Below are 25,691 nucleotides of genomic sequence, written 5' to 3' on the forward strand. Positions count from 1 at the left end.
GGCGGGCCGGTCTCAGGCCTGCACGGATCGTGCCGTCGGCGGAGGTTCGCCGATCTCGTCGACGGTGTGGTCACCGCACGGCGTCGCGGTCACGGTGGCGCGTTCGATGCGAGTGACGAGGAACCACCGCATCGCCTGCCGCAGGTGGCACCACCCGATCAGATACCAGCGTCCGGACGTCGAGGCGAAGATCACCGGCTCGACATCGCGCGTGGTCGTCGCACCGTCGCCGGACGTGTAACGCAGGCGCACGATCCGCTGCTCGGCCATCCCCTCTTCAAGCGCCGACCGGACCGCTCTCCCAGGGGCCTGGCCGCCGTCGACCCAGATGCGTCGCGCGAGCCCGTCGGCCTTCGCGCGTGTGGTGGGGTCGAGCACATCCATGATCTTTCGGACGCCCGCCGAGGCGAGGTCGGCGTAGGGCGCGTCGGCTGCGGCAGCGACGGCCGCGAGCAGCGCGACGGCCTGCGCGGGACTCAGGGTGATGGGTGGCAGGTTCGCCCGCGACGAGACGCCGTAGCCACCACCCGGTCCTGGCCTCGACCAGATCGGCACACCGCTGTTCTCGAGAGCGTCGAGATCTCGCTTGATCGTCCGCAACGAGACCCCGAACTCGTCAGCCAGCCGCTGCGCTGTGCATCCGCGCGCACCACGTCGTCGCAGCATCTCTGCGAGCGCGTGCAGACGTTCGGTTCTCTTCACCTCACCACCCTGCCAAAGTTTGTCAAACCTTGTCATAAACAGTGCCATGCCGTTGTCGTGCGCCCCTGCGACGCTGGTGGCATGACACATCTCACCAGCGCTCCCCCGCTCCTGCTCGTTCCCGGCCACTGGCTGGGCGCCTGGGCCTGGGACGAGGTCGCCCGTCTGCTCGAAGCGCAGGGCGTGCCGACGACAGCCCTGACGCTGCCCGGGCTCGACGAGACCGACCCCGACCGAGCAGACCGCACGCTCGACGACCAGGCGGCGGCCATCGCACGCGTTGTCGCCGCTCAGTCCGAGCCCGTGGTGATCGTCGCGCACAGCGGAGCGAACGCGCCGGTGACCCTCGTGCTGGACCGCATGTCCGACCGCGTGGGCCGCGTGGTGTGGGTCGACAGCGGCCCGGTGGCGCCCGGCAGCGCCTTCGCACCCGACTACCCCGAAGGGGAAGTCGCGCTCGCGCTGCCGCCGTTCGAGGTGCTCGCACAGCAGGCGAGCGTCGAGGGACTCGAGGCGGCAGCACTCGAGCGCTTTCGATCCCGTGCCGTCGCGCAACCAGTGCCCGTGCTGCGGCAGGCCGTGGAGCTGACCGACTCTGCTCGATTCGCCGTGCCGACGACACTGGTGTGCTGCTCGATTCCGAGCGCACAGGTGATCGAACTCGTCGCGGCAGGACACCCGATGTTCGCCGAGCTCGGCAACTACACGGACGTCGACTACCGCGATCTGCCGACCGGGCACTGGCCGATGTGGAGCCGTCCCGGCGACCTCGCGGAGGTGCTTGCCGAGGTCAGCCGCTAAGAGGTGAGAGGCTGGACTCTTCGGCGGAAGGGGCGACGTGAACGATCTGCAACCCGGCAAACGAGTGGTGGTGCGCTACGCACTGCACCCGGGCGACACGCACGCCACATCTGACGCGCTGGGTGTGATCCGCGCCGTCGATGAGCAGAGCGTCGAGATCTCGACCAAGCAGGGCCCAGTGCGGGTGGAGCGCACGCGCATTCTGGTGGTGCACGAGGTGCCGCCGGCGCCGACGCGCGCCGGGCGCACGCACCGGGTCGTGTCGGCCGTCGACCTGCGTCGCATCTCGGCCGCGGCCTGGCTGCCCGCGGATTCGTCGTGGCTGCAGATCGACAACCTGCGCGAGGAGGTGTCGGATGCCGATTCCGATCTCGGGCTGCTGTCGAAGGGGTGGCTGCTGCGCAGTTCGGATTCGGCCACGCAGCGGGCCAACAGCGCTCTGCCGGTCACCGATACGGGTCTGGGCTGGGAGCAGAGCCTCGACGCGGTCGAGGCCTGGTACGCCACCCGTGACAAGCCCGCGAGGGTGCAGATCTACTCGGCCGACCCGTCGACGGCGCTCGCCCCCGAATGCGCCGGCCTGGCACCGCTGCTCTCGGCGCGCGGGTACGGTACATCCGAGTCGACACTGCTGCTGACCGGCGCCCCGAAAGAGGCGGCCGGTGAGGTGGTGTCTCCACGTGATGCTGCCGCGCCAGGACTGGTCATCGATGTGAGCGACCGGCCGACCGAAACGCACTTCGCGGTGTGGGCAAGCCTGCGCGACCCCGGTTCAGCGCAAGCGTTCCGCGCGCTCATCGAAGCCGACCAGCCATGCAGTGTCGTGACCGCATACGCCCCTCGGGCGGATGGCAGCCGGTCGCTGGTGGCGACCTGCCGCATCGTGGAGCGCAACAAGTGGGGCGTGATGACGAACCTCGTCACCCACCCCGAGCTGCGCCGGCGCGGCGCCGGCCGGTCGGTGATCCGGGCAGCCGCCGCCATGCTGGCGCAGCGCGGGGTTCGCTCGTACCTCGTCGACGTCGAATCGAGCAACGCCGCATCGCTGGCACTGTTCGAGTCGCTCGGCGCCAGCGTGCAGCACCGGTCGTGGTACGCGACGCAGCGTCAAGGATGAGCGGGTGAAGTGGGGTCTGAAGCGCCCTGGGTTTGCTGGAGGCTCCTAGCCTTGGCCTCCGTTGCATCGAAGAGGTCGGCCTGATGGGCATGTCGACGGGTACGACTCAGCACATATCACATCTGCCCGAGGCGGGTAGCTTCAGCCCGCAGGTCGAGCATTGCCCCCACTCTCGCTTCTCGGCTTTGCTCACGCTGTCGCCTGCTCGCGGCTTGTTCTCAGGGTGCGATACGCCCCACAGGTTGGTTCCGCGTCCGCTGCGCCAGCGGTCGACATCGCCGACACTACGAGTGATCTCTTCCTCAGATCTGACACCGTTGGAGTACCCGTAGCGGAGCTGGATGGCGTTGCCACCCTGAGAGCGCGTCACCTTGATGTAGCCGCCTCGGTCGAAGTGGCCCTCCACGTCAATGCCGGTAGGCGGTAGATGGCGATGACGCTCAATTGCCAATCGCATGGAATCGATGGCGTCCCGAGAACCAAAGGCCCGTGACCCAGGACCGGCGATAGGTTCCGAGGAAGCCGATCGACTTGACGAACACGTCGACCCGCCAGCTCGAGCCGTCGGCGAGGTCTGGAAGGCGGCTTCCGAGGTCAGCGAGCGAGGCGTACCAGCCATCCAAGTGTTCAGCCACAAGCGTCGCCGTCCGACGCTGGCGATCGACGCCCAGGAGTCGCGAACTCGGTGATGCGCAGTCATTTCCGAACACTCGCGGGCCCGAGGGAGCGCCAGCGTGGTAGCCGCCCCACAGATGCATCGGGTCGGCGCCTCCAGTCCATACTCTGTCCCGCGGTGTCCGGCTAAGCGCACTGGCCAGCCCGCTTGAAAGGGAGATTGGGGTGAGGTCCGGCCTCAGCGCCCACGGCCTCAGGGGAGTGAGCGCATCATTCGGTGAGACATCCATCCGCTCAAGGACCCAGGCCAGGTACCCCAAGAGAGTCTCGTCGCTGAGCCAGGTGCCTCGGATGAGGTTCAGCCGGGGGTCATCCTCGGGCCAGGCGTTCTCGTAGCACCAGGCAAGCCCCTTGTCGTGACGCACCCAGCCGAACGAATAGGTAAGGAATGACTGCAGCGCGGTGTAGTACGCCAATGCCTGACGGTGACGACGGTCCCAATTCTCATACCCATCCGGAATCGACTCGGGTGATGCGGGCATGACACGGGGGCCGTCGACGGCTGACAGGCAGAGATAGGGCATGCCGAGGCCCCAGAGCCACGGGTCGTCGACGCCCGAGGGGACCTCGAGGCGCCGAGTGTCGCGCTGCCAATCGAACCCAGCTTCCGAGCCCACCACGACCGCCTCCTTCACCTGCGCCGCTCATCCGCGTACCGCGGCGCCATGGATTCCATCTGCTCCATGACCAACTTGATCGCCTCGGACTGCTTGTCCGGTGGGTATTTGTACTTCACCAGCAGTCGCTTGATCGATGAGCGCAGCTTCGCGCGCACATCATCGCGCACGGTCCAGTCGGTGCGTACGTCGCGTCGCATGACGGCGACGAGGTCGCGCGCGATCTGCGCGAGCACGTCGCCGCCCTGTACGTCGACGGCTGATTCGTTCGTCGCAACGGCGTCGTAGAACGCCAGTTCGTCGCTCGACAACGGTGGCGAGAACGTCGATCCGCGCGAGGCTTCGGCTGCAACGTCCTTCGCGAGCTCGACGAGTTCGGCGATGACCTCGGCTGATGTGAGCTGTTGGTTCGTGTAGCGGTTCATGATCTCGGCGATTCGTTCCGAGAAGGCGCGCTGTCGAACGAGGTTCCCTCGGGTGGCTGCGGATCCGGCATCCGTCAGTGACTTGCGCAACGCTTCGATCGCGAGGTGCGCGTTCGGCGCCTCCTGCGCCTTGATGAGGAACTCGGAACCCAGGTCATCCAGCGATAGCCGAGGAAGCCCGGCGGCCTCGTAGATGTCGACGACGTCTCCGGGGGCGATCGATTCGGCGACGAGGGTTCCCAAGAGCCGCGAGATCTCTTCGGGGATCGGTTCGTCGCGGGATTGGCGCTCGGCGGCGTCGAACTTCGCCATCCACACCCGCACCTCTTCGTAGAAGGCGATCTCGTCGTGCAACTCGGCGAGTCCTTCGCGGCCCGATGCGAGCGCCCATGCTCGTGCCAGCCGGCCCGTGGCGGCTCGGTAGCGCGACGCCAGACGTTCGGATCCGAGTTCTTCGGCATTGAGCGGGTTCGTGGCGTCTCGCAGGTAGTTGGTGACGGTCGTCGCGGCGGTTCGCCATGCCCGCGATCCACCTTGCGCGGCGATCGCACGCCAGTCGCATTCGGCGAGCATGTCGCGGATCTGCGCGACCAGTTCGGTCGCGATTCCGACCGCCTCGTCGACATCGCGTCCGATCGGCTTGTTCTGCTGGTCTGAGACCGTGTACTCCGACAGCGCTTTGGCGAGGTTGTCGGCCAACGGCGCGTACGCGACGAGGAGGCCATCCTGTTTGCCGCGGAACGTGCGGTTCACTCGCGCCAGAGTCTGCATGAGCAGTGCGCCCTTCAGGGGCCGGTCGAGGTAGAGGGTGTGCAGGGGCGGCGCGTCGAAGCCGGTGAGCATCATGTCTTTGACGATCACGAGCTCAAGCTCGTCGGATGCGTCTTTGAGTCGCGTCTTGATCGCTTTGTTCTCAGACTCTCGACGCACGTGCTCGCTGATCGGCGGCTGATCCGACGCCGACCCCGAATAGACGACCTTGATCCGTCCGGAGTCGAGTGCGTCCGAGTGCCAGTCGGGACGCAGCTCGACGATCGCCGCGTACAGGCGTGCGCAGATCTCGCGTGTGCCTCCGACGATGAGCGCCTTTCCCGGCGATTCGAGGAACGGTTTCATCCGGTCTCGGCGCTCTTCCCAGTGGGCGACGAGGTCGGCGGCGAGTCGTTCGATTCGTTCGGGTGCACCGTAGACGGCGTTGACGACGGCGACGGATGCTTCAAGTCGGGCCCGTTCGGTGTCGTCAAGGCCGGTGGTGTACTCGTCCGCGGCGCGGTCGATGTCTTCGTCGCTCGCGCCGTCGGCCAGAGACACCTTGATCAGTCGTGGTTCGAAGTACACCGGTACGGTGGCGCCGTCGTCGACGGCACGGGTGAGGTCGTAGATGTCGATGTAGTCGCCGAAGACGGCGCGGGTGTCGCGTTCGGCGAACGAGATCGGGGTTCCGGTGAACGCGATGAGTGTTGCGTTGGGTAGGGCGTCGCGCAGGTGGCGTGCGTAGCCGTCGAGGTCGTCGTAGTGGCTGCGGTGGGCTTCGTCGACGACGACGATGACGTTGCGTCGGTCGGTGAGAAGCGGATGCTGGCGGCCGGCCTGCTTCTCGGTTTCGCTGAGTCCGAACTTCTGCAGTGTGGTGAAGTAGATGCCGCCGGTCACGCGGTTGCTGAGCTCGTCGCGCAGCTGCGCGCGCTCACGCACCTGCATGGGTTTCTCTGCCAGCAGCAGGCTCTGGTCGAAGGTCTGGAACAGTTGACCGTCCAGTTCGGTGCGGTCGGTGACGACGATCACGGTGGGGTTCTTGAGCTTCGGATGCCGCGAGACGAGGTTCGCGTACAGTTCCATCTCCATCGACTTGCCCGACCCCTGGGTGTGCCACACCACACCGGCTTTGCCGTTGGTCTCGACCGCTTGCACGGTCGATCCGACGGCTTTGGTCACGGCGAAGTACTGGTGGGGTTTGGCGATGCGTTTGGTGAGGCCGTCGGCGTTTTCGTCAAACGCGGTGAAGTTGCGCACGAGCTGCAGGAATCGTTCTTGGTTGAACAATCCGCCGAGGGCGTCATCGAGCGGTTGGTAGTCGATCCCGTTTTCGACGCGCGGCTGGGTGAGCGGTGCGCCGTCGTCGTCGACGTTCCAGGGTGCGAAGTGGTTGAGCGGGGTGAAGGGGGTGCCGTACTTCGCTTCGAGGCCGTCGCTGGCGAGGGTGAGCACACAGAACCGGAATGCCATCGGGAACTCGCGCAGGTAGGTCTGCAGCTGGGCGTGCGCGGGCGCGACGCCGGTGGATGCTGATCCTGCGCGCTTCAGTTCGGTGATGACCAGCGGCATTCCGTTGACGAACAGGACGACGTCGAGGCGCCGGTGCAGGTCGCCCTGTCGTACGGTCAGTTGGTTGGCGGCAAGCCAGTCGTTCTGCGAGGGGTCTGCGCTGAGCAGTCGAAGGCGCGGGTTCTGTTCGATGCCGTCGGCGTCGATGTAGCTGAGCGGGTAGCCGCCGACGAGGTACTGGTGGATTCGGTGGTTCTCGGTGATCGCATCCTGCGATTTCGGTGATGCGATTTCGGCAAGCGCCTGCTGAAGGTACTCCCCCGGCACTCCCGGGTTGAGTCGACGGAGAGCTTCGAGCAGCCGGGGCCGGATGAGCAGATCGTCCCACGTGTCGCGTTCACCGGTGCCCGGTGCGATCTGTTCGCCGGCGAGCGTGCGCCATCCGAGCGGCTCGGCGAGCGTGTCGAGGGCGTCCTGTTCCCAGTCGGCTTCGGTGAGTCTTGTCACTTCGTGTCCTCCTCGTCGAAGTCAGCTCCATCGGTCACGGCAGCCCAGACTTCCTTCGCCAGCCACCGCTCTTTGCCCCCGCGTCCCCACCGGCCCACCGAGGTGACCCATCCACGGGCTTCGGCCTTGTGGATGAGTTTGGAGGCTCCGGGTTGCGACAGTCCGGCGGCATCCATGATCGTCGACACTGTGATCACGGGGTTCCGGAACACGGCGTCGATGAGTGCGGGCAACGATGAGCGCTCTGTTCGCGCCTGCGTTCGGTAGGTCTCGCGAAGCGCGAGCAACGCTCTGATGCGCGCGGAACTCCGCGCGGCGGCGTCCTCGACCGCCGCGCAGAAGAACATCACCCACTCTTCGATCTCGCCGCGCTCGCGCACCGCCTGCAGTCGTTGGTAGTACTCGGGGCGGTGGGATTCGAAGTACCCGGAGATGTGCAGCACGGGAGCCGGAAGTACGCCCTCGTTCATCAGTTGGAATCCGATGAGTAGCCGGCCGATCCGTCCGTTGCCGTCGAGGAAGGGATGGATCGTCTCGAACTGGTAGTGCGTTAGTGCCGCACGAACCACGGCGGGCATGGTCGACGGGTCGTTGGCGAAGTGTTCCCAGTCATCCAGGAGGGCCCCGAGTTCACTGGGCAGGGGCGGGATGAACTTCGCCGTCTCGGGTCTGGCGTTCGGCGAACCGATCCAGACGGGTGAACGGCGAAGGTCGCCCGGGAACTTCTCTTCACCTCTGGTGCCGGTCAGCAGCGTCTCGTGGAGGGCGCAGAAGAAGCACTGCGTGAAGGGCCAGGTCTCGAGCAGAGTGATCCCCTGGGTCGCCGCCTTGAGGTAGTTGCTGACCTCACGAAGGTTCTCGTTCTCGACGAGCACGTCGTCGTTCGCCGAAGACAGCACCTCGCTGAGTGATGCTTCGGTTCCTTCGATGCGCGAGCTCGCAAGGGCTTCCTGTGCCATCGATGGTCCGAGCAGAAGCTCGGGATCGTTGACCAGTAGCGCGAAGCCGGACAACTGCCCGAGGGCCGTGCTTGCTCGCGCGACTGCCGCGACCGTGTCTGCTTCGAGCGGGAGTTGACGTGGGATGCTGGCCGGCAGAAAGTACGGGTGAGGCCAGGGCCCGATCGGGTCTTTCTTGATCTCACCGAAACGCGAGCTGGTGAAGTCAGTAGCTCGCATCGATCACTCCTCCGCGTTTGTTCTCGGTCAGCATATAACTCAGCAGCCTTGCCAGTTATAGGTTCATGGAGAACTTATAACCCACCCGCCCGGTCTTTACCCGAGCACTGCTTCACAATCTCCGACGCTTGCACTACTACTTCGGCTCGTCTTCGCCCGGGACGTCTGCGTCTTTGCGGAGCAGCTTCTCGCCCAGGCCGCTCAGCAGTTTTCCGGTGCCCACTCGGGCATTGTCGGCCGTCTCGCCCGCGAAGCGTCCTACTGCTTGGGCGGCGCCGGCACCTGCCGTGACGACGCCGTCTCGGGCATCGCCGGCCGCGTCTCGCCATCGCTTCGCCTCGATGGCCTCACGTTCTTGACCGATGCTGAGCCGCGAATGGAACTCTGAGACATCCGCGCCGATCGCGTTGCTCGAACGGATAACCCGCGGTGCTGCGGTGGGCGAGAGCAGCACCTTGGCGTTGGCTCGTGTGGCCGCGGCATCCATTCGCGCCAAGAGCGACAATGTCGATCGGGCAATGAGGGCTTTGCGGTTGTCGCGTGCTGCGCGCAGGCCGCGACGGTGACGCTCAACTTCGCTGGGATCGTCGGGAGATTCGTCGAGTACGCGGTCGATTTCGAGTACGGCCGTCGCGTCTTGCAGCTGGAAGCAGCGCGCGAGCACGGCGAGCCATTCCTGCACGACGGTTTCGGCGTCTCTTGCGAGGTTGGCGAGGTCGCTCATTTTGGCGGTTCGTTCGAGTTTCTCGGCGAGCGCGTCGAGTTGGCGCAGCGCGTATGCCTGGGTGCTGGCGACGGTTGCGGTGGTTGCCTGCACTTTCGACCAGGTGGTCTCTGAGACGAAGCCGACCTGCTCGCGGATGGTCATTGCTTCTTCGATAACGAACTCCACACCGATCATGTCGGCGAGGGCGGCGTCTTTCTGCGCACGCAGCACGTCGTCGACCTTGGCGTCGATCTTCGCGAGGTAGTCGATGATCTCGTCCATGGTCTGCTGCATGGCCATCTGCGCCATGATCCCTGCAGCGCCGGTGAGGATCGCCGGGTTGGTGAGCATCTTGCCCGGTGTGCGCACGAATTCGAGGATGTGCTTGGTCTTGCCGTTCTTCATCACGATGGCGCGGGCGACGCCGGATGACGAGCCCTTCATCGGCGGCAGGTCGCCGAGTGCCTTCGCGGACTTCTCAGTGAGTTTGATCCACCGACCGGAGTTCTCGGCGATCTGCGATCCAGCCTGGGTGATGCCGGACGCGGCGTTCATCTTCGTGCCGAGTTTCTGCAATGCCAGCTCGCGAGACTCGAGACCCCGCGATGTGAGGAACTGTTCGACCGCCGCGGGCGGGCCGATCACCGCGACGCCGTCGCCGTCGGTGATCAGTTCGAGTTCGTGGTCGAGCAGAGTGAGCTCATCGCTGGCGAATGTGGATGCGTTGTTGTCAGTGCTCATTCTGCGAACTCGAATTCTAGGATGATGGACGGGTCAATTGCCTCGACGATGCGGGTATAGAACGTCTCAGCCTGGTCTTCGAGTACCGGCCGGAACCCGTCGATGTGCTGTTCGATAAAGCTCTCCGAGAGCAGCTTCTCGAAGACTTCCGTCTTGTCGATCTCGGGTGTGGTCCAGCTGAGGAGGCCGTTCTTCTCGTCCGCGACGCTCAGGTCTGGGTTCGCATATCCGAGGTAGATGAACTCGGGGATGGAGACCACGTAGGTGTCATCGCCGGTCTGGCGAATCTCGACGTCTTTGCCTTCGATGCCGAACTTGGCATCGTATTCGTACCGCACGAGCACGGAACGTTCGCTGCCCGGGAGAGTGAACAGGTTCCAGTCACCAATCGCTAGCCTGAGCCCCTCGCCGTTCTCCTCATTGACCTCGGTCATGCCTGCGGTGACAAGAATCACTTGTTCCTCGCCCTTTATCGATCGAATGACCTGCGTATCCCGTGATTCCGCAGCCCCAAAGAACTTGCCCACAGCAACACCTGCAATCGCTGCACCGCCGATGAGCAGCAGTACCATCACCACAAGTAGCACCTTCGCCCACGTGGGTGTGGTCTTGCCCGACTTGGGGACGATCGGCGACGTCGCCGGTGTCGTAGGAGCGGTCATGCGGTGGCTCGTTTCTGGTGAAGGTAACGGTGTACTGCTGAATCTAGTGGTTGGTCTCGGAGTGGTTGTGATCGCACGGGCGCCCGCGTATCAGTGCTAGCGCAAGAACTCGTGCAACCAGTTCTCGCCGACGATCGGGATGCCGTAGTCGCGCGCCTTCTTCGCCTTGCCGGAGAGTGAGTCTGGATCGGCGGCGACGACGAGCGCGACTTTCTTGGTCACGGTCGGATGGCAAGTGAATCCGCGGTCTTGCAGTGCGGCTTCCCACTCCGAGCGCGGACGCGTCATCTCACCGGTGAGCACGATGAGTGCGCCTGGTTGCAAGGTGAACGCCTCATGGGTGGGTTCTTCATCACCTGCGGGTGCGACGTCATCCGTTGCTGCGGCGATGGTCTCATCATCCATCTCGAGCAGCATGCCCACGGTGGCGAGGTCGATCTTCTCGTCTTCGGTGAGGATGCCGTCTGCCCAGGCACGACGTTCAAGCGTGACGAAGTAGTCGTGGTGCAGACCCTCGACGCTCGCCCGGTCAAGGCCGAGCTCGGTGGCGACATCGGCGAGTTGTGCCCTCTCGCTCGGCGACAGGAAGCCGTCGAGCAGACAGCGGTCGAGCAGCGCCAGGTACTGCGCAGCCGCACCGTCGACGGTCTCTCGCACGGCCTCGGTCGAGATGCGTTCGAGAAAGCTGGGCGCTGTGAGTGATGCTTCAGAGCGCGGCTTCGGCACGACACCCGTGCGAGACCCGGAGGGGTATCGGTACGAACGGCCGGCGTGGGCGGTCTGCTGCCAGTAGTCTTCCCAGCCCGGCCAGACGGTGCTGGTGCGCTGGTAGTGCGCGAGAAGCTGAGCGGCAGCGTGGGAGTCGGCGCCTGCACTGTGAGCCCGGGTGAGGTCGATGGCGTGCGTGTCGCAGGCGTGAGCGAGTGATGCGGATGCCCCAAGCCCGAAGCTCGCGCCGAGCCCCATCGTGCACACGGTCGGGATGCCGCCGTCGAGCCAGTACCCGGCACGTTCGAACTCGGCTTCCAGGAACCGCAGGTCGAAGGGCGCGTTGTGGGCCGCGAACACGCGCCCGCGCAACAGGTCAGCGAACTCGGCGGCGATGTCGCTGAAGAGAGGTGCGTCGAGCACGTCGGCAGCGCGGATGCCGTGGATGCGCTGCGGCCCGAGATCGCGCTCCGGGTTGATCAGCGTCTCCCACCGGTGCGAGATCGTGCCGTCATCCTCGACGTGGGTGACGCCGATCTCGACGACGCGGTGGTGATATGAGGGCAGGATACCCGTGGTCTCAAAGTCGACGACAGCGAACGCCATTACGCACCCGCCTCGGGCATCTCCGGAGCCGTGCTGATGAGCCGGGAGACTGACTCACCTTGCGGCCGTTCATTCGCCACGCCGTAAGGGATGAGCACGCTCGCGGCATGCTTCGACGTCGACTCGAGATGACTCTGCTGGTCGTCGAAGTAGATGTCAGGACGCATCACCTCAAGCACGGTTCCTTTGTCGATCCCACCGAGGAAGAACGCGTCGTTCACTGTCACGCCCCACTCAGAAAGCGTGTTCACGGCGCGCTCGTGCGCGGGAGCATTTCTTGCAGTCACGATCGAGACGCGCAACCTCGGAGCATAAGTCTTGTCCGAGACTGTGCGCTCACGCTCGATTTCCTGGATCATGTTCAGATCTCGGAGGAACTCGCTGAGCGGTCCGTTCTCAAGCGGCACAGTTCGCTTGGCAACCTCGTTCTCTTGGAAAGCGGAGAGGCCGCCATCACTTTGGTAGATGCGCTCCGCTTCGTCGCTCGCGACAACGCCATCAAAGTCCAGAGCAACCCGCACCGTCTCGTCCTCGGAGCCCCTGCCCGACGAGTCCACCACGAGTCCGGCGGGAAAGCCGTCGGACATCGCAGCACGCACGCTCGACTCCTGACCGGACAGAAATAGCGACATTGAAAAAGCACCGATGTACGTGTAGGGCGCTTCACCTTGCGTGAAGACGGCGCGGCTGATGGCGAGGCCATGCTGCTCAACCGACCGCATGACCCGCAGGCCCGTAGATGGGTCATTCCGCGAGAGGATGATGACCTCGACGAGCGGGTCGCCAGGCCTCAAGTTGTTCAACCCCAGAAGCTTGCGGATGAACCCAAAGGCAGCTCCCGGGTTGAGCGTGACGTCGATGTTGTCGGCCTGGTACTTGCGATACGCGACTTCTCCATGCTCGGTGAAGAACGCGTCAGATTCTGCGAGATCGAACAATGCGCTGGACGCAACGCCGATGACGAGTCGGTTATCGAGGGTGTATGCCATCAGGCACCTGGCTCGGATGCGACGCGCTCGGCATCACAGACGGTGAGCACGGTGTTCTCGGTGGTCATGCGGGCTCTCTCTCATGATGCCGAACGCCAACGTCGCGTTCGTTCGATAGTGGCGTGATTGCCGGGGGGAGCATGCAACCTTCATATAGACCGCCCGATACCGCCGGCGCCGAGCGGACGCTGATTCCGACTACGAAGCTGGTGGTCGAAAGACGCGGCGACGCGCTGACCGGTGACGGTCGGTGTTGCGGCTGTGAGGGCGGCGACGATGGCAGAAGACGTGACAAGCGGATCACACGTCGCGACCGTCTCGCCCTTCTTCGATGCCGCGGCGAGCGCACGCGCGGATTCGCGCCCCAGAGATTCGCTAGGCGAGTACTCTCGTTCGATTCGGTAGCTGAAGACCAGGGCTATTGCGAGCAGGATCGGTGCCGCCACGGGCATCAGGTAGAGGGCAAGCACGCGGAACCCGAACATGTACATTGAGCCCTTCGCGTAGAAGAAGCTCCACTCACGCTCGTCTCCCATGTCCGCGTCGTCGCGTGGCAAGACACTGAGCAGCACGGAGACCGCGAACGGCACTGCCGCGGCCAGTGCAATCCAGACGAGGGGCAACATCGTGCCGTGGATCTCCACCGCGATTGCGGCGCTCAACAAAGCGAGCACACGCAGCCCGGTGAGCCGGAAGCTTCGAAGTGACAGCGTCGATAGAACTGCTGAGGCGATGACACAGATCGGCAGGAGCGGCGCGCGGTTCGGATCGGTCAACCACTCGGGTATCGCAACCAACCACGCGGCGGGCTCGCCCCCGAAGGCCTTGATGACATCCGCAAACCAAGTAATCGGACCCGACTCGGGCAGGATCATGGCGTTCGACACGACCCATGCCGTCCACAGCCAGGCAGCCAGCCACGCAATGACCATCCATTCAACGAAACGATCCCAGCTGAGGCCAAGCAGATGGTGAACTTCCTCACGCCAGGCTTTGCTGGCAACGGCGGCCTCGTTCATCACAGCCCCGCTTCCTGAGCAACCTTTTGCGCATCGCGGACGCGGAGCTTGCCGGACATGAGTTTCGGGAGCAGCGCGTCGCGGGTCGCGGCGAGGGTAGCGTTCTCGGCACGGACTGCATCCTGGCTTGCAGCCAGCGCGCGAAGGGTCTGCCCGACACGATTCGCCCGTTCACCGCTGGGAACTCTGATACGAGCGCGCCCAAGTTCGACTCGGCTGAGTTCAGTCTGCCCCGTGCTGCCCTCACCCAGCGCTTCGATGTCAGCTTCGATTGCGAGAACTGCCTGCCCGATGACCGTCGGGTCGCTCACGTTGGGGTCAGGTCTGACGATCGTAATGTGGGAGTCGACGGTTGCTTGACCGGGGAGCGTCCAGCGCGCAACGCGCCCGAGGGTTCCCTGGCCGGTTGAGTTGACCAAGATATCGCCTACTGCGAGGACCTTCTCTGCCCTCACCTTCGAGTCGTCTGTCCATCGAGACGGCCCCAGGGATACCACTTGATCCCGCACGCACTTTTGATTAAGTACCCGGGTGCCTTCTCCATCAGGCAAATAGCGCGGCGTGATCCCGCGTACGAGCACGACCGAAGCTTCGTCGACCGTCAGCTCGCGGGCGTCGTCGCGGACTGCGGCGCGCAACTCAAGCCGGGCGACGGCGGCGGCAGTGGCGGCGAGGGCGGTGTTGGCGGTGATCTTGTCGTCGAGGGCACCCAGCACCTCGGCGATTGCCTGTTGCTCGGGGAGGGGTGGAACGTGTGCGCGAAGTCCCGCGAACGACTCCCGAGTCGTTGACGGTATAGCTGATCCGGAGTCCAACCCGTTGATATCCGCCAACTGCAGTGAGTAGTACGCCCAGCGCATGTCTAGGGGTCGCTTCGGAGCGATGTAAAAAGCAGTGTCGATGACCCAGAAGTCCTGCGCTGCGTAGTGGACGCCGCGATAGGCTCCCTTGCGGCCAACGACCACACCGGGCCCCTTCGTCTGATGAACGTCCGTGAAGCCAACCGGACCATTTGTGCCATAGACGGCCACGGATCCGCGCCCATCCCGGTAATCGCGTAGCGCCTTGCCGTACCGGAGTTCGACTACCTCTCCCCAGGTCGTGAGATCCCAGCCCACGGGTGTCACGAGATACGCCGCAACTGCTCGCGCACCGAATCCGCCAGGCGCGCGGATTCGGCGAACTGGGACTCCAGCTCCGCCCGCAGACGAGCGAGCTTTTCGTCGATTGGCTCACCGTCGTCCTCGACCTCGGCGGCGCCGACGTAGCGGCCGGGAGTCAGGGCGTAGTCCGCGGCCTTGATCTCGGCGAGGGTGGCGGAGTAACAGAAGCCGGGGATGTCGGCGTAACCGGTGCGTTTCGTCTCGCTTCGCTCGCTCAACGACCGGGAGTTGGGATCCTCGGCGTAACCGGCGCGTTTCGTCTCGCTTCGCTCGCTCAACGACCGGGGGTTGAGCGTTTCATCTCGCTGCGCTCGCTCAACGACCGGGGAGGCGGGGTCAGTAGGCGTTTCGTCTCGCTGCGCTCGCGCAACGACCGGGGTGTCACGCCAGGCGTGGAACGTGTCGGCGATCTTGGCGATGTCTTCATCCGACAGCGCGCGCTCGGCGCGGTCGACCATGTGGCCGAGGTTGCGGGCGTCGATGAACAGCACCTCACCGGCACGCTTGCCCTTGTCCTTCGCGAAGAACCACACGCACACCGGAATCCCGGTCGAACGGAACAGCTGCGTCGGCAATGCCACCATGCACGAGACCAGATCCGACTCGACGATCTCGGCACGGATCTTGCCCTCGCCGCCCGAGTTCGACGACATCGACCCGTTCGCCATCACCACACCGGCCTGCCCGCCCGGGGCGAGCTTCGACAGGATGTGCTGAATCCACGCATAGTTCGCGTTGCCCGCCGGTGGCACGCCGAAACGCCACCGCGGGTCGTCTTCGTTGCGCACCCAGTCCTTGATGTTGAACGGCGGGTTCGACATCACGAAATCCGCCTGCAGGTCGGGGTGCAAATCGCGAGCAAACGTATCGCCCCACCGCGGCGCCAGATTGCCGTTCAGACCATGGATCGCCAGGTTCATCTTCGCCAGACGCCAGGTGCGCTCGTTGAGCTCCTGCCCGTACACCGAGATGTCGCTGCCTTCACCGTGGTGCGCATCGATGAACTTCTCGGCCTGCACGAACATGCCACCCGAACCACACGCCGGGTCGTACACCCGGCCATGGGTCGGCTGCAGCAGCTCGACCAGCACCCGCACCACGCTCGGCGGCGTGAAGAACTCGCCACCCCGCTTGCCTTCAGCCCGCGCGAACTTCTCGAGGAAGTACTCGTACACCTCCCCCAGCAGGTCACGCGCACGCCTACCCTCCGAGCCACCCTGCCCCTGCGCCGCGAACCGCGCCGAGTTGAACAGGTCGACGAGCTCACCCAACCGTCGCTGATCGACGTTGTCGCGGTTGAAGATCCGCGGCAGCGTGCCCGACAGCTGTGGATTCGCCTGCATGACAGCATCCATCGCCTCGTCGATCAACGCACCCACCGGCTTCTCGGGCGCATCCATCGACGCACCCAGCCCCTTCGCGTTCTCTGCCAAGAACGACCAGCGAGCGTTCGCCGGCACCCAGAACACGCCGCGCCCGGTGTACTCATCGATGTCGTCGATGAGCTCGGCGATCTGCTCGTCGTCGTACCCATCGGCAGTCAGTTCCGTGCGGATGCCGACACAGCGCTCATCGAAGGCATCCGACACATACTTCAGGAACACGAGACCAAGAATGACGTCCTTGTACTGCGAGGCGTCCATCGACCCGCGCAGCTTGTCGGCCGCCTTCCAGAGCGTGTCCTTCAGCTCTTTCATGCTCGACGGAGCGGTCGGTGCGGCCTTCGGTGTGCGGGGCATGTGCGTCCTTACTGCGTGGATGCCGCATCAGCGGCGTCGTTCTCTTCAATGATGGTGACAGCTCCCGACGTCGCACCCGCGACGATCAGGTCGGCATAGACGTTCAGGCGTGTTGCGCGGGCCTCAAGGTCGGCGCGGGCGGCGGCGATCTCGGCGAGCGCACGCCGCAACGGCGCGACGCTGTGTGGTGCGACGCGGCGCAGCATCCACCGCTTCCACGCACCGGGGCCCGCGGTCGCGCCCGCGATGTCGGCGGCGATCACCTCGGGCACGAGGCCGCCCGGGTCCGCTGCGGTGACCCGCAGCACCCGCGCCGGCGCGACGACGACCTTCGACCCCTCGGCGTCGACCCAGGCCGCCGAGGTCGGTCCCGTGCGGAAGACAACGTCACCCGGCCGCGTGAGAGACGCGCGCGGATACTGCGTCGCGAACGCGAGCTGATCGACACGCGTGCCACCGATCGCTCCGGGGGCATCGAGATCGGATGCCGTCACCACGACCAATCCGTCGACCCCAAGCATTTCCGGGCTCAGCCGCGTGCCCTTGACGACCCTGAGATGCCCGTCATGAACCAGATCTGCGACGGATGCCGGCGATGGCGCGCTGTGTGCGGTCGTGCTCCACGGGACCCCAGCGACATCCGCGCGAACCGCGTCGGCGGCAGTATCGAGAAGCGCAGGGATATCAGCAGGAGACGGTCCGGCGGCTCGCCGCGGGCCTGCCGCCGCGATGAGCGGCCCGGTGCGGGCCACCAGTGACGCGGTACGCGCAAAGCGCGCGAACCGGAACGCATGCGCGCGCACATCGCGGCCACTGCCCATGCTCGCCACGACATCCGAGACGAGATCCGCCCGTGTCGCCGGAGTCAGCGGCGTCGCGCTCAGGTCGGCGACAACGGCGATGCGGTCTGCAATGGGGACGTCACCCATCGGCGCGCCCAGCATCCACACCGCGAGAGCCTCTCTGGATGCCGTCTCAACCAACCCCGGCATCAGACGGGCGATGCCACGCACACGTCCGGAACGCAAGATATCGGCACGCACGCGTTCCTCGGCCGGGCCGAGCGCATCGCTCAGGATTCGAGCGGGACCGATGACGACGGCCGCATCGGCATCGCGCAAGCCGAGTGAAACCTCATCCACGGCGAGCAGCGCCGACATCGTGTCTTCGCCCGGATGCCGCGGCACCCGGGCGATCGTGACGGACCGCTGCGACGGCGGAGCCTCGTTGGCCTCTGAGACCCAGTGCCCTTCGACGAGCAGCCGGCGACGCACACGGCGAGCGGTGACGGAGTTCGGGACGGTAAGGGCAACCGCATCGCCCAGTGACTCGGCGAGCGCTGACGAAAGCTCGGCATCCGCACCATCGAATGTGACGGTGGCTGGGCCGCCGCCGACCAGCGACGTCGCTGACTCCACGACGAGAGCGATCGCCTCGTGCACAAGCGGCCCCGTCGAGGCGGCCATCCGACGCGCGGATGCGTGGCGACGATGCACCAACGCCAGTGCTGCCGACGGCGAGTATGCGGCGTCGATCAGGTTCTCGGCGTATGCCAGCCACGGCGCACCACGATCCACGTGTGCGTTGATCTCGGCGCGGCACGACAGATCGCGCGGATCGGCCGTCGCCGCAGCGTTTCGATGCTCATCACCGGCCAGCGTTTCGAGTGTGCCGAGCTGGGCGTAGAGCACGATGAGCGATTCCAGTTCGGCGACGGCTGCGTCGTCGCCGAAGGCGAATCCCAGCGGCGTCGCCTGGGCTGCAGCATCCGCCCGCGCATCCGGGTTGTTGCCGTGTGCAGTGCGCACAAGCCAGTCGGCGACGTGCGATGCGTCGTAAAGCATCCGCCCGGCGTCTTCGGCGACCCCCTGCGGGAACGGGTCGTCACCCTCAGCGAAACGGGAACGCCACATCGACACCACCGGACGACGCACATCGGCCAGCCGGGCGACGCCGGCCAGGTCGATGAGAAGCGGTGCGGTGGTGGGCATGAGGTCAATCTAGCCCCGCCTGAGCTTCTCGCTCACTTTTGTGCGATAAGGGGTCTTATCAGGATTGTGCGCGCAGGTTTTGGCGTTGAACTCCAAGATCGTTCCAGCGGCATGTCGCCGCTGTCGCAGTCGGGGCGCTCCCTGGGGAGGAGCCGCCCCGACTGTCGGCCCCGCATCACGCACCTGGAGGTAGTCATGAGCACCATCGCACTGTCCACCGCGATCAACGAGATCACCTGCCCGCACTGCGGAACCGCGTTCACCGTCGATGCGGCCCAGTACGCCGACATCGTGCAACAGGTGCGCACCGCCGAGTTCGAAACCGAACTTCACGCCCGGCTTGCCGAGGCTGAACGCACCAGGCAGACCGAGATCGCCCTCGCCGTCGCGAACGCGACTCAGCAGTCGACCGAGGTCGCAGCCACCAAGGACATCGAGATCCAGAAGCTGAAGGCCACGGTCTTCCGCGGAGACGGCTTCTGGACATCGTCGTGCTCGTTGGCCACCACCAAGCTGCCTTGTTGGAGCTAGAAGAGCAGGCGGGCGGTTCGATGGACGCTCTTGAATTCGTCGACGCCGCGCATCGCAAGGTCAGTAAGGGCCGCGCCGGTAAGACAGATGAGCCGGCCGAACTCATTGAGCTCCGGTTCGAACCCCATGTGCGTTGCCCCTGCGATGACTGCGATGGAGCGTAGGGTCGGCACAGCTACCGCGGGGATCTCGTCCGTCCTCGGGCCAGCTAGGAGCTCGACTCCGTCACGCAGAACCGATGTGCGTACCGCACCCGCGTCGCCATGCACATGTCCGTGCGCACCATGTTGCACGAGAAGTCGCATATTGGACTGCCGCGCGAGTTCCTCGAGTCGCGTGAAGGTCGGCTCCAGGTACTTCCCGTCCCTCCTGCGCTTCATCAATGGCGTCGCCCAGCCGTACGGCTTAGCAAAGCCCAGCGACTCATCAACCAGCGTGTGGGCTCGGATGAGATCGGCCACAAGCGCCATCCGCTCGGCGCGCTCCTCGTCTGATGGCGCGTCCGGATGAGGTTGCCGATAAAACTCCTCCAGTCGTGTGAACTGGGTGACAATACCGTGGTCTAGGTAGCGCCTCGCGATCTGCGCGCCACCTTCAGCCACAACAACAGCTGTCACCGCAGTCTCGTGGAGCGCCCGCCAACGAGCGGCCGCCCCCGCAAGGTAGCCAGCGCGCAGAAGTTCACGAATCTCCCTTAGGGTCAGCGTCGACGAACATTGGAGGAGTAGCAGAGCTTCGCGCGTGTCTGAATGAGCGTCCTTGATCTCCGCACGGGGAAACATGAGCGCCGCGCTCTGCTCCATCGAGTTGATAACCGCGTCGACGACGGTCCAGCCGCGAGCCCAGATATGGGAGATATCCTCCGCAAACGCCGTGTCCTTCTCTGCGCGGGCTTGACGGCTCTCCCGCGCGACACGTAGGAAGTCCTCAGCGAGCAGCGGTGCAGTCTCGATCAAGAAGGCACGCTGTCGCCTGAACTCCTCGGGCTCGTCCTCTGCCGTCCTCGCATCGTTCATATGGCCTGTGGTACCCGACGATGCGGACGCGCTCCCCATCTGAGAGTCTGCCCCTTCCCCGAGAACGTTCATCGAGCTCACTGCCACGCTCCGCCACCTAGATTGTCCCAATCGCCAAACAGGACAACTTACGTGGCGCTAAGACAACCTAGTCAGTCACCTGTCAAGCGAAGTCCCCGCCCGGAGCCATGTCCATGAACCGCGAGTAATGACCCTGGAATGCGACGGTAAGGGTCGCGGTGGGGCCGTTGCGGTGCTTGGCGACGATCAGGTCGGCTTCGCCGGGGCGCACGTCCTTGTCGTAGGCGGCCTCACGGTGCAACAAGATGACCATGTCGGCGTCCTGCTCGATCGAGCCCGACTCACGCAGGTCGCTGATCGCGGGCTTCTTGTCTGAGCGCTGCTCGGCACCACGGTTCAGCTGCGACAGGGCGATCACGGGCACCTGAAGCTCTTTCGCGAGCAGCTTCAGCGCACGCGAGAACTCCGACACCTCCTGCTGACGAGACTCGACGCGCTTACCGCTCGTCATCAGCTGCAGATAGTCGATCACGACGAGACGCAGACCCGCGCGCTGCTTGAGCCGGCGACACTTGGCGCGAATCTCGACGAGCGTCATGTTGGGGCTGTCGTCGATGTACAGGGGCGCATCGTTGATGCGGCCACGCGTCGCGGCGACGGTCGTCCAGTCACGCGGGTCGAGCGTTCCCTTGCGCATGTTCTGCAGCGGGATGGCACCCTCTGCGCTGAGCAGACGCATAGCGATCTCGCTCTTGCCCATCTCGAGCGAGAAGAAGATCGACGGCTCGTTGTGGCCAATCGACGCCGCTCGCGCAAAATCCAGAGCCAGCGTCGAGTTGTGCGTCGGCACCATCGACTCGCCCGCCAGATACAGGTGGTCGGCGTTGTCGACCTCGACGCACCGCACCGGCACGCTCTCGATCGGGCGAATGGCCTTGACGTACCGGCGAGCGTCGTCAACGGCCACGAACGTGAGCAGATGTTCCATCTCATGCGAGGCACCGTCCGAACGACTGGTTCGCTCGCATCCGTAGCCGAGGCCGACGATCAGCTCGTACACGGAGTCGGCAAGACGCGCGCTCGTCGTCGCGAACTGACGGGCATGCCCGTCGACGTCGGCCGAGTCAACCGCGCCCGCAACGCCGTCGAGTAGCTCACGGCGCTGCTCCTGCGATGCTCGCAGGTAGATCGACGGCACATGCTTGTCGTTGAGTACGCCAAGAGCCTTGAGTGCCCCGTCAGTCTCGCTGGTCATCCGTGCGCCGGCGCTGTGGCCGTCACCCAGCCACGCCCCCAGGGCGTAGGGCGGAACCGGCAGGTCGACCTCGGCGGTGCGCAGGGGCGCAGCGTTGCGGATCGAGTGGTTCGCGCGGGCATCCGATCCCACTGTCAGCGTCGCGAGCATCTGCTCGGTCGTGACGGTCGCCGTCGCTCCCGCCCCGGCGCGGCGCGAAGCGCGCGTCTCAGTGGTCCACTGGTGCTGCGCATCAGCGATGATCTTCGTTCCGTCCGAGAACTCGACCTCGAAGCACGGTCGGTCAACCATCACCTCGGTCGCCGCAACAACCCGCGTCGGGCGGCCGTCAGCGTCGAACAGCTCGTCGCCGACCTGCACCTCACCCATCGTGGTCCAGCCCGTCGGCGTCGCGAGAGGTGTGTCGAGCGCCAGAGCCTTACCCATAGCGGGCCTCGCCGCGACGACGATCATCTGGCCGCCGTGCAGGCCGTTGGTGAGCTCGTCGAGTTCGCGGAACCCGGTGGGGATGCCCGTCATCGTGCCGTCGCGACCGTTGGCGGCCTCGATCTCTTCGACGGCCGCGTCGACGGCGACGGTCAGCGGCACGTAGTCTTCGGCAGCCTCGGCTCCGGTGACCGAGTAGATCTCGGCCTGCGCGTTGTTGACCAGGTCGGTCGCGTCGCCCTCACCCGCGTAGCCGAGCTGCACGATGCGCGTTCCGGCGTCGACCAGACGGCGCAGGATCGACCGCTCGGCGACGATACCGGCGTAGTAACCCGCGTTGGCTGCCGTCGGCACGATCGACGTCAGCGTATGCAGGTAGTCGGCGCCGCCTGCGCGACCCAGCTCACCCGTCTTGATCAGCTCGTCGGTGACGGCGACGACGTCGGTGGGCTCACCCTGCGAGTACAGCGACAGGATCGCCTCGAAGATCAGCTCATGCTTGGGGATGTAGAAGTCGGCACCCTTGAGCGTCTCGATCACATCGGCAACGGCGTCCTTCGACAGCAGCATGCCGCCCAGTGCGCTCTGCTCGGCCAGCAGGTCGTGCGGAGGGGTCCGCTCGGGTGCGCGCGAAGCGCCCAGTCGCTCATCTGAGATGTCTGCGATCGACACCGTTCCCCCTCCTGGCAGAGGCGGTGTGAACTGCACCGCCGACCCGCTGAACCGAATGGCTGTCCGGCCGCTATCGACAGCGAAACATGAACCACGGACACCCTGGCTTCCCCCACGGTAAGAGCAGAGTTATCCCCATGCAAGCGCCCCTGTGGATAACTCTGTGGAGAGTGTGCGAACAACTCCGGAGTGTCTGTGCAGAACCCCTGTGGAAAACCCGGTGGACAGTTGTCAAGATTGACGTCGTTATCCCCCCTGAACAGGTTTTTACAGTTTCCCCACCCTGTGGATGACAATCGGGTTCAAGCAAACGTTGAAGGTTGCCCGGGTTATGCACCGATGTGCACAACCTGGGGAAAGTCAAGTCGACGCGTCATCCCGGGTGTTGCGTTCTGGTCAAGTCCGCGCGGCTGTATGGACACGCATAGCAAGTCGGGGTATCTTCACACGATCGAGTTTTTCTCGCGCGCCCGCGAGAGGCTCACCCTGGGGAGGGGCCGTGCGACTTGCGTCAGCAGATCGCCGCAGCATCGTGAAGTGGCTGTGGGCTGCGTTCGGCGTGCTCGCGTGGGTGGTTCTCGCCTCGATCTTCGGCGCCTCACAGGCATCGGCGGAGGAACCTTCGGATGCTGCCGCCTCGGCGCCCGCAACGACGAGCGCCGACGATACCCGTGGCGCAGCGCCCGCCAACACGCCCGCCGTCAAGCCGAACAACGCCACGCCGAACAACGCCAAGCCGAACGCGCAGCCCGCGCCGAGCGCGAAGCCCGCAGCCGCGAAGCCCGCCGCCGCAACGTCGTCCAGCAAGCCGGACAACGCGACCGCCAAGCCGAGCAAGACCACCAGCACTCCGAACAGCTCCGCCACGCCGAACACACCGCAGCACGCGGGAAAGCCCGGCGAGAACGCCTCCTCGGCAAGCCCGGCCAAGCCCGACACCGCGGCCAAGCCCAGCACCCCGGCCACGCCCGTTGCGCCGAAGCCGACGCCTCAGCCCGACACCCCGAAGACCACGCCGGACTGGGCAGGCGTCCCCGGGGCGTCAGCACCGGCATCCGACGCATCAGCAGCCGAGAACCCAAAGCCCACCACTCCCCCTGGCCACGCGAACAAGCCCGACGCATCCACACCGCACACGTCGGGCAACACCGACCACCCCGGCAACGGCAACGGCAAAGGCAACGCGTACGGCCATGACCGCATCGACGACGAAAACAGCGCGTCCGCGAGCGCCGAGGCGCGCACGTCCGTAGCATCCGCCTCGCACGGCATCCGCTTCGCACCCACTGCGCACCCGCTTGCGCGTGCCACGCACACCAGCCCTGCCGAAGTCGTACCCGAATCAGCCGCAGCCGCCCACCTCGCACCGGCCCACGCCCCGCAACCGCTCGACGTGCCTGGCATCGACGCCGCTCCGGCGACATCCGGCGCCGGAGCCTCTGGTGCCACTCCGCTTCAGGTCACCGGCGATGCCGCCGCTGGCCACTCCGCGCTCACGCGCATCCTGCTCGGCGTCCGCGCGCACGCGGATGACCGCGCCCCGTCCGGGCCCGCGGGCTCGACGGACTGCTCCCCCGACTGATCTCCGGTCCGGTCGACTCACGTCGACACGCGGGCGCGCTCACCGCGCCACCGACCCGACCTGATCAGGAGCATTCCCATGCGCATCTTCGCGCCTCTCGCCCACCCGGGCATTCACGCACCCTCCGCGTAACGACTTCCGTCGACGCCCGTCCCATCCACCGCGGATGGTGACCGCCGTCGACGATCCAGAAGTCGATGCGGCGGGGTGATTCTCCCCGGTCTCACCTCGTCGTGTCGACCTCGCAGACACCGTTCACGGACCCCCTCTCCGTACGGTTGCTGCGCGGCGGTCGGCCCCACACCACCGCCAGGCGGGTGCCTCGACTCCCTTCACGAGGCACCCGTCACCCCGACCCCGGTTCGGAGCCCCTACTTCCGGACCGTGGGCGCGGCCGGCGCGTCACCGCCGGTCGCGGAGTCCACCACCGTCCCACATGTTCAATGGCGAATCTTCGACGGTGGTGGACTCCCCCTCAGCGATCCGGTAACGTCTCGCGCAATGAGCTGAGTCGAAGGGCGATGAGGCATGAGCGTCGAGGCTTCCAGGCGCCGCGTTCCCGCGGTGATCCTCTGGGGTGGCCTCGTCGTGCTCGCCTGGGCCGCGCTGACCGTGCTGGTCGGCGGGGGCGATGCGCACGCCGACGATGACGATTCCACCCCACTGTCGGGTCTGTCGTCACTGGTCACCGGTGCGGTCACCGAGGTCGTCGATCCGGTCGTTGAGAAGGCCGCCGAGGCGGTCGTCGCGGTCACCGAACCCGTGGTCGAGTCGGCGCAGCAGGTGGTCACGAAGACGGCGAAGACCGTTGCGTCGGTGCCGGTGGTCGGTTCCACCGCGTCGGATGCCCTCGGCACGGTCGGTCAGACCGTCTCATCGACCACGGATGCCGTCGCTGACGTCGTATCCGATGCGCCGGTGTCGTCGGTCGTGCGCCCCGTCACCGACACGGTGCGCGATGTGCCGGTGGTCGGCGAGGTGCTCGACGACCTGGGCGCCACGGATCTGCTCGACGACTCCGCCGGCGCCGTTGACAGTGTGGTCGACAACCTCGCCCCGGTCGTGGACGGCACCGTGCCGCCCGTGGTCGATGCGCTCGACCCGCAGCATCCCACCGGCCCCACGCCCGACGTCGGCGAGCCCGCGCTCCCCACCGGTCCGGATGCCGTCCTTCCGGACGACACGACGGCGGATGCCACCGCAGACGCCACTCCCGCCATCACCCTCCCGACGACCGGCACGCACCGCACGCCGTGGTCCGGTGGCCCGAACCCGCGAGGGTCCTCCAGCGACGCCACGACCACCACTGCGGCCGGCATCGAGCATCCGAAGCAGACTTCCGCTCCACCACCGGGCCTGGTCCCGGCGAGCTCGGCGGCAGGACCAGGTGGTTCTGCCGGTGGCGGGCACGCCGCGGTGCACCATTCGGCGTCGCATCTGCATGACTCCGGGGTCTCGGCCGGCCCACCGGCCGACTCCGCACTTCCGCCGTCTCTGGTCGGAGACACCGACGTCTCTCCTGACTGACGAGGGGCAGGCCGATGCCCGCATCGGCACGCTCGGGCGCACATCCGTGC

19 protein-coding genes are annotated in these 25,691 nt (G+C 65.7%); 5 read left to right on the forward strand and 14 right to left on the reverse strand.

All coding sequences use genetic code 11. From position 1 onward, the window contains the following. Window positions 1–12: 12 nt before the first annotated feature. Window positions 13–702 carry a helix-turn-helix transcriptional regulator gene (locus PTQ19_RS15015; protein WP_179409622.1) on the reverse strand — a complete coding sequence of 230 codons (690 nt, stop codon included), beginning with the start codon at window positions 700–702 and terminating at the stop codon, window positions 13–15. A gap of 81 nt (window positions 703–783) precedes the next feature. Here PTQ19_RS15015 and PTQ19_RS15020 point away from each other — a divergent pair, with 81 nt between their 5' ends. Beyond that, window positions 784–1,503, forward strand: a complete 720-nt coding sequence (locus tag PTQ19_RS15020; protein WP_274367923.1) for an alpha/beta fold hydrolase — start codon at window positions 784–786, stop codon at window positions 1,501–1,503. A gap of 37 nt (window positions 1,504–1,540) precedes the next feature. Continuing rightward, window positions 1,541–2,620, forward strand: coding sequence for a GNAT family N-acetyltransferase (locus tag PTQ19_RS15025; RefSeq protein ID WP_274367924.1), 1,080 nt, complete (start codon window positions 1,541–1,543; stop codon window positions 2,618–2,620). Window positions 2,621–3,060: 440 nt separating this feature from the next. Here PTQ19_RS15025 and PTQ19_RS15030 read toward each other — a convergent pair whose 3' ends face one another. The 11 genes from PTQ19_RS15030 to PTQ19_RS15080 form a co-directional block, all read right to left on the reverse strand. Next, window positions 3,061–3,930 (reverse strand): hypothetical protein, encoded by an 870-nt coding sequence (locus tag PTQ19_RS15030; protein ID WP_274367925.1) that lies wholly within the window; start codon window positions 3,928–3,930, stop codon window positions 3,061–3,063. Then, window positions 3,927–7,109: a type I restriction endonuclease subunit R gene (locus PTQ19_RS15035; RefSeq protein ID WP_274367926.1), complete on the reverse strand. Its 3,183-nt coding sequence runs from the start codon at window positions 7,107–7,109 to the stop codon at window positions 3,927–3,929. Before PTQ19_RS15035 ends, PTQ19_RS15030 begins: the two co-directional genes overlap by 4 nt. Then, window positions 7,106–8,287 (reverse strand): Fic family protein, encoded by a 1,182-nt coding sequence (locus PTQ19_RS15040; protein ID WP_274367927.1) that lies wholly within the window; start codon window positions 8,285–8,287, stop codon window positions 7,106–7,108. Before PTQ19_RS15040 ends, PTQ19_RS15035 begins: the two co-directional genes overlap by 4 nt. 136 nt (window positions 8,288–8,423) lie before the next feature. After that, the gene (locus tag PTQ19_RS15045; RefSeq protein ID WP_274367928.1) at window positions 8,424–9,734 is read right to left on the reverse strand and encodes a hypothetical protein; all 1,311 of its coding nucleotides are present in this window, start codon (window positions 9,732–9,734) and stop codon (window positions 8,424–8,426) included. Then, entirely contained in the window at window positions 9,731–10,396 is a 666-nt protein-coding gene (locus PTQ19_RS15050) for a hypothetical protein (protein ID WP_274367929.1), read from the reverse strand. Before PTQ19_RS15050 ends, PTQ19_RS15045 begins: the two co-directional genes overlap by 4 nt. A gap of 96 nt (window positions 10,397–10,492) precedes the next feature. Further along, complete coding sequence (locus PTQ19_RS15055; protein WP_274367930.1) at window positions 10,493–11,710, reverse strand: exonuclease domain-containing protein; 1,218 nt, start codon at window positions 11,708–11,710, stop codon at window positions 10,493–10,495. Then, window positions 11,710–12,699: a 5'-nucleotidase gene (locus PTQ19_RS15060; RefSeq protein WP_274367931.1), complete on the reverse strand. Its 990-nt coding sequence runs from the start codon at window positions 12,697–12,699 to the stop codon at window positions 11,710–11,712. Before PTQ19_RS15060 ends, PTQ19_RS15055 begins: the two co-directional genes overlap by 1 nt. Before the next feature lie 149 nt (window positions 12,700–12,848). Continuing rightward, entirely contained in the window at window positions 12,849–13,718 is an 870-nt protein-coding gene (locus tag PTQ19_RS15065; RefSeq protein ID WP_274367932.1) for a hypothetical protein, read from the reverse strand. Beyond that, the gene (locus PTQ19_RS15070; protein WP_274367933.1) at window positions 13,718–14,845 is read right to left on the reverse strand and encodes a restriction endonuclease subunit S; all 1,128 of its coding nucleotides are present in this window, start codon (window positions 14,843–14,845) and stop codon (window positions 13,718–13,720) included. Before PTQ19_RS15070 ends, PTQ19_RS15065 begins: the two co-directional genes overlap by 1 nt. Continuing rightward, a complete protein-coding gene (locus PTQ19_RS15075; protein WP_274367934.1) occupies window positions 14,842–16,620 on the reverse strand; it encodes a type I restriction-modification system subunit M in 1,779 nt (592 codons plus the stop codon). The genes PTQ19_RS15070 and PTQ19_RS15075 overlap by 4 nt, the downstream gene beginning before the upstream one ends. A gap of 8 nt (window positions 16,621–16,628) precedes the next feature. After that, the gene (locus PTQ19_RS15080) at window positions 16,629–18,611 is read right to left on the reverse strand and encodes a hypothetical protein (RefSeq protein WP_274367935.1); all 1,983 of its coding nucleotides are present in this window, start codon (window positions 18,609–18,611) and stop codon (window positions 16,629–16,631) included. A 195-nt stretch (window positions 18,612–18,806) separates the two neighbouring features. Here PTQ19_RS15080 and PTQ19_RS15085 point away from each other — a divergent pair, with 195 nt between their 5' ends. After that, window positions 18,807–19,142 carry a hypothetical protein gene (locus tag PTQ19_RS15085; protein ID WP_274367936.1) on the forward strand — a complete coding sequence of 112 codons (336 nt, stop codon included), beginning with the start codon at window positions 18,807–18,809 and terminating at the stop codon, window positions 19,140–19,142. Here the strand turns inward: PTQ19_RS15085 and PTQ19_RS15090 are convergent. Both PTQ19_RS15090 and dnaB read right to left on the reverse strand, forming a co-directional pair. Further along, complete coding sequence (locus tag PTQ19_RS15090; protein ID WP_274367937.1) at window positions 19,139–20,158, reverse strand: DUF5677 domain-containing protein; 1,020 nt, start codon at window positions 20,156–20,158, stop codon at window positions 19,139–19,141. The genes PTQ19_RS15085 and PTQ19_RS15090 overlap by 4 nt on opposite strands. 163 nt (window positions 20,159–20,321) lie before the next feature. Further along, the gene (gene dnaB / locus PTQ19_RS15095; protein ID WP_274367938.1) at window positions 20,322–22,532 is read right to left on the reverse strand and encodes a replicative DNA helicase; all 2,211 of its coding nucleotides are present in this window, start codon (window positions 22,530–22,532) and stop codon (window positions 20,322–20,324) included. Between the two features lie 499 nt (window positions 22,533–23,031). Here dnaB and PTQ19_RS15100 point away from each other — a divergent pair, with 499 nt between their 5' ends. After that, a complete protein-coding gene (locus tag PTQ19_RS15100) occupies window positions 23,032–24,114 on the forward strand; it encodes a hypothetical protein (protein WP_274367939.1) in 1,083 nt (360 codons plus the stop codon). A 528-nt stretch (window positions 24,115–24,642) separates the two neighbouring features. Next, window positions 24,643–25,641, forward strand: a complete 999-nt coding sequence (locus tag PTQ19_RS15105; RefSeq protein WP_274367940.1) for a hypothetical protein — start codon at window positions 24,643–24,645, stop codon at window positions 25,639–25,641. Window positions 25,642–25,691 lie beyond the last annotated feature (50 nt).

Source organism: Microbacterium esteraromaticum, from assembly GCF_028747645.1.
GTDB classification, from domain to species: domain Bacteria; phylum Actinomycetota; class Actinomycetes; order Actinomycetales; family Microbacteriaceae; genus Microbacterium; species Microbacterium esteraromaticum_C.